Annotated in this window: 2 protein-coding genes; both read right to left on the bottom strand. The window is 72.4% G+C overall.

Annotated features, from left to right (window positions below; genetic code table 11):
• Positions 1–165: 165 nt before the first annotated feature.
• Positions 166–9792 (bottom strand): Tc toxin subunit A-related protein, encoded by a 9627-nt coding sequence (locus BLQ63_RS03080; protein ID WP_091028113.1) that lies wholly within the window; start codon positions 9790–9792, stop codon positions 166–168.
• Positions 9793–9873: 81 nt separating this feature from the next.
• A complete protein-coding gene (locus tag BLQ63_RS03085) occupies positions 9874–17589 on the bottom strand; it encodes a SpvB/TcaC N-terminal domain-containing protein (protein WP_342673905.1) in 7716 nt (2571 codons plus the stop codon).
• Between the last annotated feature and the right edge of the window lie 89 nt (positions 17590–17678).

Below are 17678 nucleotides of genomic sequence, written 5' to 3' on the forward strand. Positions count from 1 at the left end.
CTTATAAATGACTCGAGGACCTTCTTTTGCTACCGCTTTTTCTTTCTACAGACTATTTGTCCACAACATACACTAACTTTAAGTATCACCGAGACTCCCAAAGTGTAAGGCCCGGACGGCTTGTAGGTCAAGGCGTCCGGGCCTTGCATCTCGTTAATCAGCTGTTCAGCCGATGTCGAATTGGACCAACAGGTAGGCGCGGCGCACATCTTCGGGCAGCAGCGACCGGTAATCGGCGGCCACGGCCCGCTTCAGTCGGAGGCGCCACTCCCCCAGCATCGCCGGGGCCGGGGTGGGCGCGATCGAGGAGTGCGGGGCGCCGCCGAAACCGGGGTCGTTCGCGCCGGGCGCCTCGGCGGCGGACATCTGCCCGGGCAGGCGCCAGTCGACGGTGAACGCGTCGGTGTGGACGGTGTCGAGCACGAGGTCGGCGGCCGAGACCGTCACCGGTCCGCTCGCGGCCCGCACCTTCGCCCAGAACGGCAGGTGCTCGGCCGTCAGGTCGAACACGAGCTCCTGCTCCCCCTCGCCGTCGGGGAAGAGCATCCGGTGCCAGGCGGTGCCGAACTGCTCCTCGAGGACGAACAGGGCCGCGCCCGAGGTCGGCAGGACCTCGTCGAGGTTGGCCTCGGCGAGGGCGATCAGGCCCGGCCCGCCCGCGCGGGCGGTGTAGTCGAGGTGGAGCACCACGTCGGTGATCGAGGCGAGATCGAACTGGTTGTGCGCCTTGGGGAGCGAGAGGGTCCACTCGCTGACGGCGCCGGCGCCCTCGAACGGCAGGAACCGGTCGTCGTCGAAGCGCAGCTCGAACATGCCGCGGTCGTTCACGGCGTGGCTGGTGGCGATCGCCTGGGTCGGCACGGGGCTCTTCCAGAAGCGGGCGTCGCCGCCGGCGAGCGGGTCGCCGTAGCCGCCTGCGACCGAGTCGTCGAGCCGGACCCCGTTGTTGGTCACCGAGAGCGTGCAGTTCACCGACGTGTAGGGGCCGACGACGCACGGGACCGACAGTGCCACCGACTTGAGGCGGCGGCGGATGTGGCCGGGGTAGTCGAGGTCGAACATCCACTCCGGCAGCTGGATCTGGGCCTGCCCGGTGAGCTTGAGGGCGAGGAGGGCGAGCGGGTCGACCTGGGCGAGCGAGACGTGCTTGACGATCTCCAGGTTCCGCTGGTTCTTCTCCATATAGGACGATTCCATGCGGCGGATGTCGTTGGTCAGCCGCTCGGGGGCGAGCAGGCCCTTGCGCAGGGAGTCCCAGTACCCGAACTGGATGAACGAGGCGTCCGGCTCGGCGAGCTCGAACTGGTAGGACTGCTGGGCGAGCATCGCGGTGTCGAAGGCGATCTGGTAGGCCTGGAAGTACACCGTGGACACCCGGGCGAGCATCCAGTCGTACAGCTGCTGGTTGGTGTACTTGGTGCGCAGGTACTCCTCGACCGCCTCGGAGTCGGCGATGATCTGGAGGTGGTTCTCCAGCTCGGCGGCCGCGATCCGCTCGCGGATCGCGGCGGTCAGGATCTGGGCCTCCAGCTGCGACAGGTCGTTCTGGGCCAGGTCGCGGTTGAACTGGTGGTCGGCGAATTCGCGGGTGTAGCGGCCCTGCGTCTGCGCCATGGCGGCGCCGGTGTGGAGCATCCCGGCGAAGCCGTTGATCATCGCGGCGGTGTTGGACAGGAAGCCCGTGATGTTGGAGCCGCCGATGGACATGCTCACCGTCGGGGAGCCGCCGACGCCGGCGATGCCGATGCTGAAGTCGGGGATCAGGCTCGTGCCGCCCGCGATGCCGGACATGACCGCGCTGACGGCGTTGCCGGCCAGGCCCAGGCTCTCCATGACGACCGCGGCGATCTCCTCGCCGTTCATGCGCGGGATGCTCCCGTGGTGGGCGATGCGGGTGTTGACGGACTCCCGGCCCGCTTCGAGCGCGGCGCGGGACGAGACCGCCTCCTCCCCCTGGAGTTCCCTCACCGCCTCGATGGCCTGGTTGAGGATGACCTCCTGGCTCGCGCGCAGCAGCGCCAGCCCCTCGGCGTCGCGGCTCTCCAGGATGCGCAGCAGCTTCTCGCCCAGGGCCCGCAGCTCCGCGCACAGCTCGACGGCGCGGGCGGCGAGCACCGGGAACCGGTAGCGGGTGTCGACGGCGGTGAACAGGCTCAGCACGCTGGAGAGGTCGGCGCCGGCGGCGGCGGCCTTGACGAGCATCCCGGGGTCGATGGGCGGCTCGAAGAGCGGGAGCCGGCGCACCACGCCTTCGATGTTCATCCCGTTGCGGACCTTGAACAGCCGGTCGGCGACGGTGTCCCAGTAGCCGAGGAGCCTGTCGTTCACCGGGATGCCGAAGTACTGGACCTCCAGGTGCGGCAGCGGTTCGCCTTCGAGCTCGGCGGGTTCGGCGGTGAGGTCGAGCGGCGGCGCGAAGCCCTCCAGGATCGCGGCCACGTCCTGGTTGCCGAACGGGTCGAGCGCCGAGTCCTCGGTGAGCCGGCTGTAGCTCTTGTCCTCGCGCTCGGCGGGCGGGACCTTCTCGGGGCGCCGGCCCAGGAGTTCGGCGGCGAGGGTGTACAGCAGCACCGCCTGGTTGATCGACTCGAGGGTGTCGCGGCGGAACTCCTGGTCGGCCCAGCCGATGAGGTTGTCGAGGTACTTCATGACGATCGTCTTCTGGTAGGCGACCGGGCGGTGGCGCGCGACGGTGTGCGGGGAGAACGGGTGGTTCTTCCAGGCCCGCAGCTCCTCCAGGTGGTCGCCGATGTCGCCGAGGATCGACTCGATGCGCTGCCGGCGGTAGTCCTCGCCGTCGTGCTCGAAGAACGGCCGGGTGATCCAGTAGCGCTGCGGCGCTTCGGGTCCGTCGGTGCTGGTGGGGTCGAAGATGCGGTGGTACCAGCGCATCGCCTCCTCGAAGCGGTGCTCGGCGGTGAGCTTGGCGGCGATGAGCATGGGCGCGTGGAAGAAGATCTCCCAGTTGTAGGCGGCGTACGCGCCGCCGCGGGTGAAGTCGACGCCGCCCTGGGCGGTCGGGTCGATCCAGTTGCCGGCGGCGGGGCCGTAGGAGAAGGCGGTCTCCGAGTTCGGCGCGATGCTCTGCTGCTTGCGAGTGACGAGCCCGTCGACGCCCTTGGTGTCCAGGGCCGCGAGGAAGTCCGCGGCGTACGGGTGCCAGAAGGGGTACCAGCGGTGCCCGATCGTGGTGATCGGGACGTGCAGCAGCTGTGAACCGCCGCTCCCCGAGTACCAGAACGGGACCGTGACGGTGAGCGAGGTGCGCTTGAGCCAGTAGGCCCGCTGGCGGTCCTGGTAGATCACCGGGCTGGCCGCGTCGTCGTTGTACTGGCGGGTGTGCGGGGCCATGACGAGCTCGGCGGGGATGCGGGCGGCGGTGAGCAGGTGCCTGGTGTCCTCCCAGCCGATCATGACGTCGACCGCGGCGCCCTGCGCGGCGAGGCGGCCGTTGGCGAACCGCATCGTCCCGGGCTTGCGCAGCTTCGGGGCGCGCTCGGCGGTGGTGAGGGCCTTGATGCCCCGGCCCTTCTCGCCGAAGTTGGTCTGCACGTGCCAGTGCGAGTCGGCCCAGAACAGCTCCCCGTCCGAGCGCCGCGTGTAGTTGCCGTACATGGGCTTCATCTTGAGGTCGACGACCTCGCCGGTGAACACGAACGACGAGGAGTGCCACGGCCAGTGCAGGATCGAGTAGTGGCGCTTGGTCTGGCGCACGTGCGAGTCGGAGAACTCGTCGTAGAAGCGCGCGTCGTTGAACTCCGGCGAGGAGGAGATGAACACGTCCATCCACAGCTGGTTGTCGCGCGGGCGCGGCTTGAGCGTGTAGGAGGAGTGGGGGCGCTGCCAGGGGTGGATGAGCTTCTCACCGCTGGTGCGCCGCGAGGTCCACCCGTCGGGGGTGCGCTCGGACCAGGCCAGTTCGATCTCCAGGGTGCGGGAGGGATCGGAGGTGGTCGCGGGCGAGTCGGTGAGCTTCGCGGGGGGCTGGCGCTTGGGCTGCTGGGTCTTCTCCTCGAACTGGAGCCAGAACAGGTGGAGGCGGCCGCGGTAGACGACGGGCTGGACCTGCTCGGAGGCGATGTCGACGTCGATGCGCTCCCAGCCGGTCCACTCCCCGTAGGCCACGTCGAGGCTGCGGTAGTGGCAGTGGTCGGGCTGGGAGGCCGAGCGGGCGACCACGTGGAGCCGGTTGGACGAAGCGGACTGCTCGTGGTAGATCCCCAGGGTCTTCATGTGCGCGACCTCGGCGAGCTTGCGCAGGTAGTCGCGGTAGGCCTTCTCGGCGTTCGCGTCCGTCAGCTCCCCTTGGGAGAGCTGGTCCTCCATCTCCTTGAAGAACGGGGTCTTGTCGTCGCGCAGTTCGGCCTCGATCCAGTTCTCGGGGTAGAGGAAGACCTTCCGGTTGGCCTCCCAGAGGCGGTAGCCGCTCATCCACTCCCACTGGCTCCACGAGTCCAGGGAGGCGGTGTCGGCGGTCTGGGCGGCGGTGATGCGCACCAGGGGCTGCTCGAGGTTGAGCAGGCAGCGCTGGGCGAACATCTGCACGGCGCCGATGGCCTGCTTGATCCGCGAGGTCTGCTGGACGGGCATCATCTCGGTGTCGAGCAGGAACCAGCGCTGGAGGTCGGCGGTGTCCTTCCAGTGCTTCGGGTTCGCCCATTCGCGGCCCTCGGCGGTGATCGTCTCGGGGGTGTTGCGCAGGGAGTGCTCGACGAGGTAGGCGGTGAGGGCGTCGCGGCGGGCCTCGCGCAGGGGGTCCTGGAGGTCGGGCATGAGCGCGAGCCAGGCGCCGGTGTCGTACTTGGCCTTCATGGTCTGGCGCAGGTGCTCGGTCGCGAGGCGCTGGGCGCCCCCGGCGTCGGCGTCGCGGTCGACCCATTCGAGGGCGTCGGCGGCGGGGACGCCGAGGCGGCGCAGGGCGTCGGCGGCCGCGCGGGCGCGGACGAGGTTGTCCACGTCGGTGTAGAAGGCCGGGTCGTCGCCGTCGAGGCCGGCGAGGTCGGCTGCGGCCCAGCCGGTCAGGGCCGTGACGGCGTCGCGGACGTCCGCGACGGGGTCGCCCGCCGCGGCGGCGTCGAAGACCTCGGGCCAGCCGGTGGTCTCGGGCCTGGGGTAGCGGTAGCGCAGGCCGAGCCAGGAGGCGAGGTCGCGCCACAGCTCCAGCGGGAGCGCGGCGTCGCCGGCCTTGACGGGGAGCGAGCCCGGGTGGAGCCAGCCGAACTCGGCGGCGCGCTCCATCAGCCACGGCAGGTCCTGGGCGTCGATTCGCATGCGCCGCACCAGGTAGGCGGACTTGTGCAGCAGCCGCCAGGCCTCGAAGAGCTCGGGGAAGAGGGCTTCGGTGAGGAGGTTGACGTACGCGCCCTCCTCGTCGGCGGCCATGAGGTCGGGGTTCGCGAAGACCTCCCACAGGGCCCCGGCGGGGCGCAGCAGGTCCAGGAGCGTGACGGCCTGCTCGTCCGGGAGGGAGAACGTGGCCGCGACGGTGGCCGCGATCTGCCCGTTCACCTCTTCGGCGGGGGTGGTCCGCAGGGACTCGCGCAGGGCGCCGAGCTGTTCGGCGATGGACTCGGCGCGCTGGCCGAACGGGGCGTCGGGCCGGTCGTTGAGGAGCCAGTCGACCTCCCCCACGGTGAGGCCGGAGGCCTTGACCTCGGCGTGGCGGTCGGCGAACCGGCCGGTGGCGCCGGGCTCGGCGAACGGGTCGGGGATGTCGGCGGTGAGGTCGGTGAGGGCGAGCAGTTCGCTCACGGGCAGGCGAAGGGCGTTCGCGAGCGTGACGTACCGCAGCGGCACGGTCAGGTCCGCGACGGTGAGGTCGGGCCCGGTGCGCGCGAGCAGGAGCGCGAGGTCGGCGTCCCCGACCTGCCAGGCCGCGGCGAGCGCGGGGAGGTGCGCGGCCATGGGTTCGGTGCCCGGCAGCGGGAGGGCGAACGCGGGGTCGAGGGGGTCGAGGAGGTTGGGGTTGGCGAACAGGTCGGCGTAGGGCGAGCGGGTGTCGTCGGGTCCCGGTTCGGTGCTGATGGGCGCGTATAGGACCAGGGCCTGCTCGGGGGTCAGGCGCAGGCGCTCGGCGAGTTCGTCGAAGGCGGCGAGGCGGCGCAGGGCCTGGGCGTCGAGGGCGCCGGCGGCGAGGCCGGGGGCGCGCAGGAGCCGGTCGAGTTGGCGCGGGGACCAGGAGGTGTGGCGCCACAGGCGGATGAAGCGGTGGAGGCGGTCGTAGCGGGTGGGGTCGAGTCCGGTGAGGGACTGCTCCTCGAGCCGGCAGGTGCCTTCGGGGCGGCTGAGTTCGATCGGGCCGCCGGTGTGGATCCACTCGGTGTCGAGGAGGTCGAGCAGCTCGGTGTAGTCGATGCCGGCGTGGTGGAGGAAGGGCAGGACGCCGACTTCGTCCTCGGTGGTGTCCAGGCCCCAGATCTGGTCCTGCGCGGCCGGTGCGGGGGCGGCGACCGTGACGAGCTGCACATCGAGTGTGGACAGTCCGAAGTACTCGCCCGCGGCGGAGGTGCGGGCGGCGGGGGTGGCGGGGCCGAGGAGGCGCATGAGCTCGTGGCGGGGGACGCCGAGGTGGGCGAGGATGACCCGGGCCTCCTCCTGCCAGGCGTTGAAGGCGCCGCGGAGGGGGAAGCGGGCGGCCTTCACGGTCTCGTAGGCGGCCGCGCGGAGGTGTTCGGGGACGGCGCGCAGTTCGGCGGTGGTGCGGGTGGTCTGCGGCTGCGCGGCGGGGGCCCCGGCGGGGACGGCGCGTTCGAGCAGCTCGTTGACGAGGTCGATGTAGGGCAGGGTCGTGTTCGTGTTGGGGCAGTTGAGGAGGATGTCGTCGATGTCGGGGCGCCGGGCCTGGAGGACTTCGAGGACGGTCGTCGCCGAGCCCGGTTTGGCCGGCCGGGTGCCGAGGAAGCGCAGCAGGTCGGCGAGGTAGGCGGAGGGCCCGTAGACCGATTCGCAGTGGCTGCACTCGCAGTAGTCGAGGCCGCCGAACAGGAGGGCGAGGTCGGGGACGTCGCCGAGGACGCCGGTGGCGTCGGCGAGGGTGATGGTCTGGTTCGAGAAGACCTGGAACTGGCCGGGGGCGGTGTCGGACCGGAACGTGGCGAGCTGGGACAGGATGTGGGCGTAGGAGAGCTGCGCGGTGGAGTAGATGTAGCCGATCGCGGCGTCGCCGACCCCGTCGTGGCCCGAGAGCCTGGCGGCGAGTTCGGCGCGGTCGAGCGTGGCGATCTGGGCGGAGGAGTGGAGCTTCTCGGTCAGGAGCGCGGCGGCGGCCTTGTGGTCGGGCGCGAGCCGCACGGCCCGCTGCTGGACGCGCATCTCGGCGTGGAGGTCGGCGTCGATCGCGAGGCTCTGCGCGTGGACGTAGGAGTCGAGCCCGGTGGTCTTGAGTTCGAGGTCGGGGTGGGCGTCGAGGAACGCGGCGGCCTGGTCGACCAGGACGAGGCCGTGGCCGTCGGTGCGGCCGAGCTCGGCGATGAGCGCGGTGGTCGGGTAGTGGGCGGCGGCGGTCGACTCCAGTTGGCGCGCATAGACGGCGGCCTGCTCGGCGGGGTCCTCGCCGGGGGTGTCCGCGGGGAAGCCGGCCTCGGCGACGACCTCGTCCCATTCGGCGCTGGACAGGCCCGCGAGGTGGCGCGGGCTGGTGAGACCGGCCAGGTCGGGGTCGTCGAGGCGCTGCTTGAGGTGCGTCGCGGCGGGCGCGTGCCCGGCGGTGATCGCGGCGGTCTCGATGGCGGCGGCCACGTCGGCGACCACCGCGTCGCCGCCGAGGTCCCCGGCGGCGCCGGTGAGGTCGGCCCAGAAGGCCTCGTTGGTCTCACCGTGCCGCAGCAGCAGGGAGGCGACCGTGTCGTAGTGGCCCGCTTCGAGTTTCGAGGAGTCGAGGAGGACCTTGAGGGAGGCGTCGCCGCCGAGGGGCGGGGCGTCGAGGACCGCGCCGACCGATCGTCCGGTGAGGACGGTCAGCAGGTGCTCCTCGTCGCGGACGAGCGCGATGGGGACGAGGTTGTCGTCGGCGGCGCGGGCGAGGGCCGCCGCCTGGCGCTCGGGGCCGAGCAGGAGGATCCCGGAGGCGGCCAGCGCGGTGAGCTCGTCGATGCGGGTCCACTCGTCGGTGGCGGTGAGCAGTTCCTCGGGCAGGGTCGAGGGGAGCCCCTGGGCGAGGAATCCGAAGTAGAGGGCCGCGCCGAGGGCGGGGTCGCCGACGTGCTTCGCGGCGCGGACGGACAGGACCAGGCGCATCACCTCGTACTGGGTGAGGCCGGATTCGAGGGCGGCGACGGTGACGTCGTTGCGGTCGCCGTCCTCGACGAGGTCGGTCACGCCCATGCCGCCGAGGATCGCGTCGAGGGCGGCCCGCTGGCGCTCGTAGAGGGAGGGGCCGCGGTAGGGGCGGTCGCCGATGGTCTGGTTGGTCCACTGGATCGGGGTGGGGTTGAACAGGACCCGTGAGCCCAGGGGCGTCTGGTCGGGGCCGGTGAAGGTGGCGATGAGGTGCAGGGGTTTGGCGACCGCGCCGGTGTCCGGGTCCAGGGGCGGCTCGTAGGGGATGTCGTAGAAGCCGGTCTCGCCGGTGACGCGGGTGGCGATGAGCTCGCCTTCGCCTTTGAGGGAGCGCAGGCTCAGGCGCACTTGAGCGCCCTTGACGGGGCGCCACAGCTCGTCGCGGACGGAACCGCGCAGGCGGTGGCGCGGGGCGGGGCGCTTGTCGGCGGGCTGGGCGCTAAGGATCTGGGCGTTGAGGGCCTTGAGGGTGGGCCCGTCGAGCTGCCCGGTGCCGGGCAGTCCCTTGTCGGCCTGGAAGGCGAGGACGGCTTTGCGGGTGGCCTTGCCGTAGCGGGCCTCGCCGTGCTCGGACATCGGGACGGCGTGTCCGAAGGCGGCGAGGGCGCGCTGGGCGGCGGCGACGTGGCCGCCGCGCATGTTGAGCTTGGTCTGGCGCTTGAGGGGTGTCAGGCCGAGGGGGGACTTGACCTTGAGGAGTTTGGCGGGCACCGGTTTGGAGGCGGCGACGGCCTCGAGCTTGTCCATGGTGGCGAGGTCGAAGCGGCCCGTGGCGGGGAGGCGGTACTTGGCCTGGAAGGCGCGCAGGGCCGCCAGTGTGCCGGGGCCGGGCCGGCGGGCGCTCAGCTCCTCGGTGCTGACGGGCACGTCGAGGCTCGCGATCTTCAAGGCGCGCACGAGGGTTCGCTGGGCCTTGCCGAACTGGGTGCGGGAGGTGAGGCGGTTGCTCAGCGCTTCGGAGCGGAGGCGTTCGAACAGGCCCTCGTCGACCCACCAGGAGACGCCGCGGGTCTTGGTGCGCTGGCGGAACTGCTGGAGTGCGGCGGCGGTGGTCGCGCCGACTTTGCGTCCGGCGAGTTCGTCGGCGTCGATGCGGTGGCCGAGGGAGGTCAGGAGGCCCTGGATCTTGGCGGCCCGGTGGGGCGCGTCGGTGAAGTAGCGGTGCTCCAGTTCGCGTTTGATCTGCCCGGCGGTCTCGGGGGTGACCACGCCGGTCTGCACGAGCCCGGCGGTGGCCTGGAGGCGGCGCACGGCGTCCCTCGTGGAGGGGCCGAAGCGGGAGGCGGCGACTTCGCCGGGGTCGATCTGCTGGCGCAGCTTGGCGAGTGCGGCCTGGAGGGCGGCCACGGGCTTGCCGGTGGGCGCTTCGGCCTCGCGGGGCAGGCGGATCGCCGTGGTCAGGTCGGGGTCGGTCCCGGGCGGCGGGGGCGCGGTCGTCTCGACCGGCAGCACGAGCTTGCGGACGGCCTCGGGGCTCCAGAGCCTCTGAACGATGTGCCGCTTGGGCTGGTTCATGTTGTGTCCCTTCTGTACTGCGGCGGTCCCTGATTGGATCTCGCAAGACGTGCGCGGTCGCTTCCCTGATGGATGGCGCGGTCACCACCACTCGAACATGCGTCCCACTCCGTAGACGCCGGCCGCGACGCCCGTGACGATGCCGATCCCGATGAGCACGGGCGAGCCGACGACGCACCCGATGGCGAGCGCGACCCCGCCGACGGCGGCGGCCGCGTTGAACCCGAAGGAGGTCCAGTCCCCTCGCTGGTAGTCCTCGTAGGCGAGGTAGCCGGAGATGAGCGCTTGGGCCGCGCCGCCCGCGACTCCGGCCACGCCTCTGGCGACCCCGGCGAAGCGGGCGAGGTTCTGCGAGTGCAGGGCCGGTCTGGCGAGGGCGGCGCGGGCGCCGATGTAGCTCGCTCCCGCGAGCGCCTCGGTCGCGGCGAGGCCGTACGCGCCATTGCGGACCCTGTCGTCCTCGATGCTCGATGCGCCCCAGGCGGTCAGCGCGGGTCCGGCGAACATGAGCGCGCCGCCGCCCCAGCGCATCCCGGTTCGCAGGCGGGGGCTGTTGGTCCAGTGGGTGAGGTCGGCGGTGCGCGCGACGCCGCCGGCCGGAACGTCTTCGAGCGCTCCCGCGGCGCGGGCGGCGTCGTCGATGTGCCTCGCGCTCGTGCCCTGCGAGCCGTTGATGCTCTGGGGCCAGTAGCGGTGGTCGATCCGGCGGACGAACTCGCCCGCGCGCCGGATGATGTGCTGGAGTTCGACCATGTGGTCGACCTGGTTCGCCCGGGAGCGCAGGCCGCCGCCGCGGACGTTGAAGTCGTCCGCGAGCCCCGCGTTGGCGGCGCGGATGTCCCCGGTGCGCGCGCCTTTGCCGGTGGCGCCGGGGCGGACCGAGCGCATCCCCACGCCGCGGTCGAGTTGGATGCGCTGCTTGTAGGCCCTGATCTTGGCGGGGTCGAAGTTGTCCGGGACTTCGAGGGTGGGCCCCGGGGGGCCGGCTCGGAAGCCCTCGCGTCCGAGCCCTGAGGCGCCGGTGCCCAGGCCCGAGGAGGAGCTCTCGCCCTCGCCGGTGTCGCCCTCGCCGGTCTCGGTGTCGCCTCCGGCGCCGCTGTCGGCGGCGCCGGTTCCGGTTCCGGTCCCGGATCCGGTCCCTGTGGCGCCCTCCGCGCCCGCGGCTCCCTCGGCGCCTTCGCCGTCGCCCTCTCCGGTGCTGCCGGACGGCCGGACGACCATCCAGGAGCCGTTGACGAAGTAGTTCTGGTAGTTCTGGGGGGTGACGTTGGGGTCCCACTCGTATCCGGGGATGCCGTTGGCGAGCGCTTGGACTTCCGCGAAGGTCTCGGCGCCGGTCACCGGCGTCTCCCGGACGACCACGGGGCGCGCGTCGGCGGGGGGATGGTCGTCGGTGCCGTTCGGGTCGATCCGGCCGGAGGGGTCGTTGGAGCAGTAGGCGTAGAGGTTCGGGCCCGCGCCCGTCCCGATCGGGTCGGCGCTGATCCAGCGGCCGAGCCAGGACGCGTAGAGGCGCGCGCCGTAGTCGTAGAGGCCGGTCTCGTCGTCGCGCTCCTTGCCGTGGAAGCGGTAGCGCTTGAGGCTGAGGTCGGTGCCGGGCCTGGCGGAGCGGTAGGCCGTGGAGCCGTAGGGGTGGTACTCCTCGTAGGAGATGACCGCGCCTCCGGCGTCGGTCTCCAATGTGGCCGAACCGATGTGGTTGCCGTACTGGTAGCGGACGACGGGTGTGTTCAGCGGCGCGCCGTCGCCGCCGGCGGTGTCGAGGACGAGCGTGTCCGCCTGCGCGAACCGGCCGGCGTCGTCGGCGAGGTGGACGGTGCGCCGCTCCAGGCGGAGGGTGCCGTTCATCCACTCGCGGTAGATCTCCACGGCGCCGAGGTAGCGCCGTTCGGTGCGCAGGCCGCCGAGGTGCTGCACGACTTTGCGGGAGCGGCCGCCGCCGCCGGTGTGGCGGTAGTAGGCGGTGCCTCCGCCGCCGAGGTCGGCTTCGCGCAGCTGGTCGTTCCAGTTCCAGTGCAGCTGGGCGAGGTGCGGGGCGGAGGTGAGGTTCCCGTAGTCGTCGTAGGTGTAGGCGTGGCTGTAGGGCCCGTCGGGGTCGTCGGCGGGGACGCTGGTGGCGGTGAGGCGGTTGCGGCGGTCGAGGGGGTCGGTGTCGTGCGCGTAGCGGTAGCGGCGGGTCCAGGCGCCGCCGTTCGCGATGTGGCGCATGGCTTTGAGGTTGCCGAGGTCGTCGTACTCGTATTCCTGGCGGTAGAGGCGGACGGCGGCGGTGTCGTTGGGGTGCGGGAGCGGGGCGCCGACGGCGTCGGCGGGACCGGTCTGCTGGCCCGCGGGGATGCCGGCGTGCTCGCGCCCGGAGGCCTGGACCAGTTGGCCGAGCGCGTCGTGGCGGAAGCGCATCCGGGCGGGGACGAACGCGCCGTTGAAGAACAGGGCCTGCTGGGCGGTGTCCTCGGCTTCGGCGAGGTGCCCGGCCGCTTCGTAGGCGTAGTGGAGGTGCTGGGCGGCGTCCGGCGACCCCTCGGCGGCGGTGCGGATCTCGGTGACCTTGAGGTTCAGCGGATCGTAGGTGTAGTCCGTGGTGAGGCCGTTGCCGTAGCGGGCGACGGTGCGCCGTCCGAGGGCGTCGTACTCCTGCCCGGCCATGAAGGTGGCGACGGGCCCGGTGCCGCCGAGCCGGGCGCCGAGTTCGGCGAGCCGGTTGGCCTCGTCGTAGGCGGGGGTGATGACGGTGCCGTCGGCGAGGACGGCGGTGGTGGCGCGCCCCAGGGCGTCGAAGGCGCCGCCGGTCTCGACCTGGTCCGCAAGGGGTTCGAGGAGCGGGGCGGCGGCGGCCATGACCAGCTCGGGGTCTTCGATCCCGTCCAGGATCGACCAGTCGGGGTCGGCGGTCCAGTCGGCGCAGAACCGCCGCAGGACCCGCAGCGGGTTGCCCTGGTGGTCGTAGCGGTCGAAGCTGACCGCGCCGCCGGAGTCGAAGACCATGTGGGTGCGCCCGGTCAGGTTCCGCTCGGCCGCTTCGGGATGCGCGTCCCCGTAGACGACGCGGCTGAGCATGGTCTCGGTCTCCCCCGGCTCGGTGCCGTAGGTCGCGACGGGGCGGTGCACGGCGTCGTAGGCGACGCGGAACGACCGGCCGTACTCGTCCCAGGTGCGGACCAGGCGTCCGACGATGTCGGTGAGGCTCCAGCGGCGGCCGCGCTCGGCCGAGTCGCCGCGGACGGCACGGCCCGAGAGGTCGGCGACGCCGGCGCCGATCACGCGTCCGCGGGTGTCGAACTCGCGGGCGAAGCCGCCGGAGGCGTCGGATTCGCCGCGGCTGAAACGCAGGTCGCCGCCGCCGTTGTCGGCCACGGTGAGCACGGTGCGGCCCAGGACGTCCGTGTGGAGGGCGGTCGGGGTCTCGGCGTGCTGCGCGGTGAGCCACGCCGCGCGCTCCTGCGGGTCGGCCGGTTCGGGCCCGAGCGGATCGGGGCTGCCGCGCTCGGCGTACCAGGCGCTGTCCAGGACGGTGTCGCCCGGGTCGTGGGCGACGGACTTCCACGGGCCGGTCTCGGTGCGGGCCAGGGTCCCGTCGGGGTAGTCGACGCGGAAGACGCGGCCGAGCGGGTCGTAGCGGGGGACCGCGGTCACGCCGGTCTCGACCAGCGCGGCCTCGGACTCGTAGCCGTGGGTGGTCGAGAAGTACGGCTGGTACTGCTTGACCGGCAGGCCCTTGTTGTTGAAGACGGTGCGGCCGTTGCCGACCCAGCGCGGGTCGGCCTCCACTTCGGAGACGGTGTCGGTGTCGGGGTCCCAGACTTTCGCGGGTCCGGGGGCGACGCGGCTCTTGTTCATGACGGGCGCGCCGCCGCCGTCGAAGTAGGCGTACGTCTCCTGCCAGGCGGTGTTGGACGGGCCGTGGCGTTCGCGCCTGCGGGTGCGCGTCCACACCGGCAGGCCGTCGTTGATCCAGGCGAAGAGGTCGTAGTCGGTCTCGGCGGTGGGGTCGTCGAGGGTGTCCATGTCGGGTTCGCCGGGCCTGCCGACCAGGGCCGTCGCGACGGTGGCGCCGAGGACGTCGAAGGCCGCCTCGGCGCGGACCCCGGCGGGGTCGGTGACGGCGCGGGGGGCCAGGAGCCGGTAGTCGGGTTCGATGCGGACCTCTCGGCCGAGGGCGTCCACGGCGAGGACGACCATGAGGTCGTGCGCGTCGCGGGCGATCGTCGCCGTCACGCCGAGCGGGTCGGCCGCGCCGGCCGGCAGGTAGAAGTGGTCGGCGGCGTCGCTCGCGTAGAGGACGGTTCCCGAAGGGGCCCACCAGCCCTGATCGAAGTGCTGGTATCCGGCGGCGAGGAGTTCGGCGTCGCTGACGCTGCCGTCGTAGTAGCCGGCGACGAGGCCGTCGGTGAGGACGAGGCCCCTGCCGTGGTGGCCGAGGCCGAGGCTCTCGTGGACGCCGAGCGGGAGCGCGGTGGCGAGGTCGTCGGAGCGGAAGAACGACTGAGTGCGTCCGATCAGGCGCAGCACCGGGCCGTCGGGAGTGGGGACGGTGCCGTCCTCGTCCACGGTCTCATAGGGGGCGCGGTCGGCCGCCGCCACGATGGCGTCCACTTCGGATCTCGAGAGGTGTCCGGCGGGCAGGCCCGCCAGTTCGTAGGAGCGCGTTTCGCAGACCTGGCGCAGCCGCCTGGTGTCGGGGCCGAGGACGTCGGCGGTGTATTCGGTCTCGCTGTAGCCCCCGCGGGGCCGGGCCTGGGCGTCGCGGATCACCTGCGGCAGTTCGAGGTCGACGACGGCGCGGCCGTAGGCGACGGCGGCGGTGCGCAGCGGCAGGCCGAGGTCGTCGGTCTCCAGGACGAGGGAGTGGGAGACGCGGGGGTCCTCGGGGCGGCGGTCGTAGGCGTAGCTCACCGCCTCGGTCGGCAGCAGCTGGAAGACCGCGTGCCGCCGGTCCCCGAGGGGTTGGCGCAGGACGACGTCGTACGCGGATTCGCTGACGGAGTACGGCAGCGCCGATTCGGGCGTCTCGTCCAGGCCGTAGACCTCGGTGCGGAGCGTGACGCCCTTCAAGGCGCGGCAGGCCTGCCGGTACTCCTCGTCGCTCAGGCCGGCGGGCGTCCCCGGCTCGGGGAGGGCGGCCTCGGGCACCGCCGGGTTCTCCCAGTACTGGTCGCGGCGCGCGTGCAGCATCCGCTCCCCCGCGCCCGCCGCCGCACCGGTGTGGAACCAGGTGCGGGTGAGCACGGGCGGCTGGTGCAGGTCGGCGTCGGCCGTGTTCGCGCCTTCGGGCAGGACCGCGTAGGCCTCGGTGTCGATCGTCTCGACGCGCCCGAAGCCGCGGAACTCCCGCTCGACGGGATCGAAGTACCCGTCGTGATAGCTGGTGGTGTCGGTGAAGACCGTCGCTCTGATGTGGTCGGTCCGGATCACGCGGTGGGCGCATGAGACCGGGAACGGCAGCCGCGAGGGCCAGGGCCGCCCGGCCTGCTCGTCGGCCAGCGCGAAGAAGGTCGAGGGCTTGTATTCGACGCGGACCTCTCCGCCGGTGCCGTTCTCGTGGGAGGTGAGCAGGTGGGGCCGCCCGGCGGCGAACAGGTCGATGTACCGCATGGCGGCGGCGGTGCCGTGGGGCAGGCCGGTGGACCACACGAGGCAGGCCGTGCCGGTGCCGCGCAGGTCGACGACGGAGGCGTAGCGGCGGTTGTCGCCGCCGGGCACGCCGGGAAGGAGCCGGGTCGCATCCCACGCGTTCCCGCTCCGGTTGGCGTACAGGCGGACACCGTCGGCGGCGAGGTAGGCGAGGTCGGTCCTGCCGTTGCCGTCGAGGTCGGCGAGGAGGACGCGGCGGGGGTCGAACAGGTCGGGGCCGTCGAACCGGGGCGCGTGGTCCATGGCGACGGCCGGGCCGAATCGGCCGTGGCCGAGGTTGGGCCGGTAGGCGACGGCGCCGTTGGCGATGCGGACGAGGTCGGGGAGGCCGTCGCCGGTCATGTCGGCGAGTTGGACGGCGGCGGTGGCGGAGGCGTCGAGGAGGACCGGACCGGGGAATGCGGGGGCGTCGAGGGGTCGGGGTTCGCCGAAGCCCTCGAGGCCCAGTCCTTCGCACCAGCGCTCGCCGGCGGCGTCGGCGAGGACGAGGTCGGCGAGGCCGTCGCCGGTGAGGTCGGCGAGGAGCACGCGCGCGGCGCGGGCGTCCACGTTGGGGAACCGCTCGAAGGGGGCGAGGGCCCGCCAGGCGCCGTCCTCGTCGCGTCCGGCGAATCCGGGGACGGGCGCGTGGAGGCGGACCAGGTCGGGCATGCCCTTCCCGGCGAGGTCGACGAGGAGGTCGGTGCCGATGGTCGTGCGGGCGGTGTCGGGACGGGGCGAGACGGGCTCGGCGGGGCCGAACGCGACGCCGTCGGGGTCGCCGTGCAGCAGCGGACTGCGGTTGCGCATGTAGTACCAGGCGCCGCGGTGGGAGGCCAGGACCCCGGCGACGCCGTCGCCGTCGAGGTCGACCCAGGTGTGGTCGGTCAGGTCGAGTCCGGCGGGCAGGTGCTCGGCGCGGACGTCCCGGACGGTGGGGTCGAGTTCGGCGGGGGCGTAGTGGAGGGTCAGCGGCGGGGTCTCGGCGCGGAGGTAGCCGTCGCCTTGGCGCGCATGGCCGCAGGTGCGCGCGGCGGTCAGCTGCGAGTCGCCGCTGTGGGCGGCTTGGGCGTAGGTGAACTCGACGGAACGGACGAGTGTGGGCTCCTCGCCGAGTTCGGGCAGGTCGTGGAACATGAGGGCGCGTTCGCCGCGGCGGTGGGTGCGCACTTCGAAGCCGGGGCGGCAGTCGGCGTAGGGGTCGGGGCGGGCGGTCCAGGGCCGGTCGGGTTCGAGTCCGGGTGCGGCGGGGTCGTGGTCGCCGTAGTCGACGACGAGGGTGAAGAGCCACGACTCGGGGCGGGGCACCGGCGGGGCCTCGGGATCGAGGACCGGGTAGTACGGGGCGGCGTTCCCGTGGCGGACGCGCTTGAGGTGGCGTCCGGCCGTGCGGGCGAGGTCGGTCCGGTTCGCCTCGCAGGCGGCGCCGGGGTCGATGCCGACCGAGTCCTCGGCGGCGTACTCGTAGGACGCCGCGTTGCCCTTGTCGTCGTGGCTGAAGCTGAGGAGCCACGCGAAGATCCGGGTCGGGTCGGCCGGGTCCGCGATGCGGCTGGCGGGGGTCTCGCCGAACCAGGCGGTGGCGTTGTCGCCGGAGAGGGTGCGCCACTTGCAGTCGGCGCGGTCGGCGGTGCTGGTCCAGCGTTCGATGCGGGTGTCCCCGTCGTCGATCCGGGGCCGGTAGCACTCGACGCGGTAGGCGACGCCGGCGACCGTGCGCACGACCGGGTCCGCGTCGAGGGGCACGAGGTCCTCGCCGCCGCCGGCGAGGAAGACGTCGGAGGCCTCGGCGTCGCGGTAGCGGGGGACGCCGCGGTCGGTGCGACGGCTGATTCGCGGCACCGGCAGGTCCCAGCCGTAGCCGAACAGGCCCGAGCGGCCCGAGGAGTCATAGGTCACCGCGAGCGAGGGCGCGCCGCGTCCGCCGCTGAACGGCAGGGGGATCGACAATGCGGCCGAACCCGTGACCGGATTGGTCTGAAAGGTCTCGCCGAGTCGCGCGGGCGGGTTGCCCGCAGTGGGGAGCGCGGGTGCGGCAGTGGCGCCCGGGGCGGCGTTGGAACCACTGGACCCATTGGTGAATGCGGATCGGTTGAAACCGGCGGAATTGCGATCGGCATCGGCGCCACCCCATTGTTCGACCACGATCGCGGCTCCCTTGCGACGGAAAGAGGCTGGTGTGGGCACTCGGACCAGTGCCTGATTACGGAGCGTAGACCTGCGGCAACAGTCGCACAATGGCCCTTTAGGACCAATCCGGGTGCACCGCGGAAAGG

This window comes from Glycomyces harbinensis (assembly GCF_900101745.1).
In the GTDB taxonomy this organism is placed as follows: Bacteria; Actinomycetota; Actinomycetes; order Mycobacteriales; family Micromonosporaceae; genus Glycomyces; species Glycomyces harbinensis.

What these genes read in the sequence shown, in the direction of transcription:
- BLQ63_RS03080 (WP_091028113.1), bottom strand. Translation starts at nt 9,792, where the DNA reads ATGAACCAGCCCAAGCGGCACATCGTTCAGAGGCTCTGGAGCCCCGAG.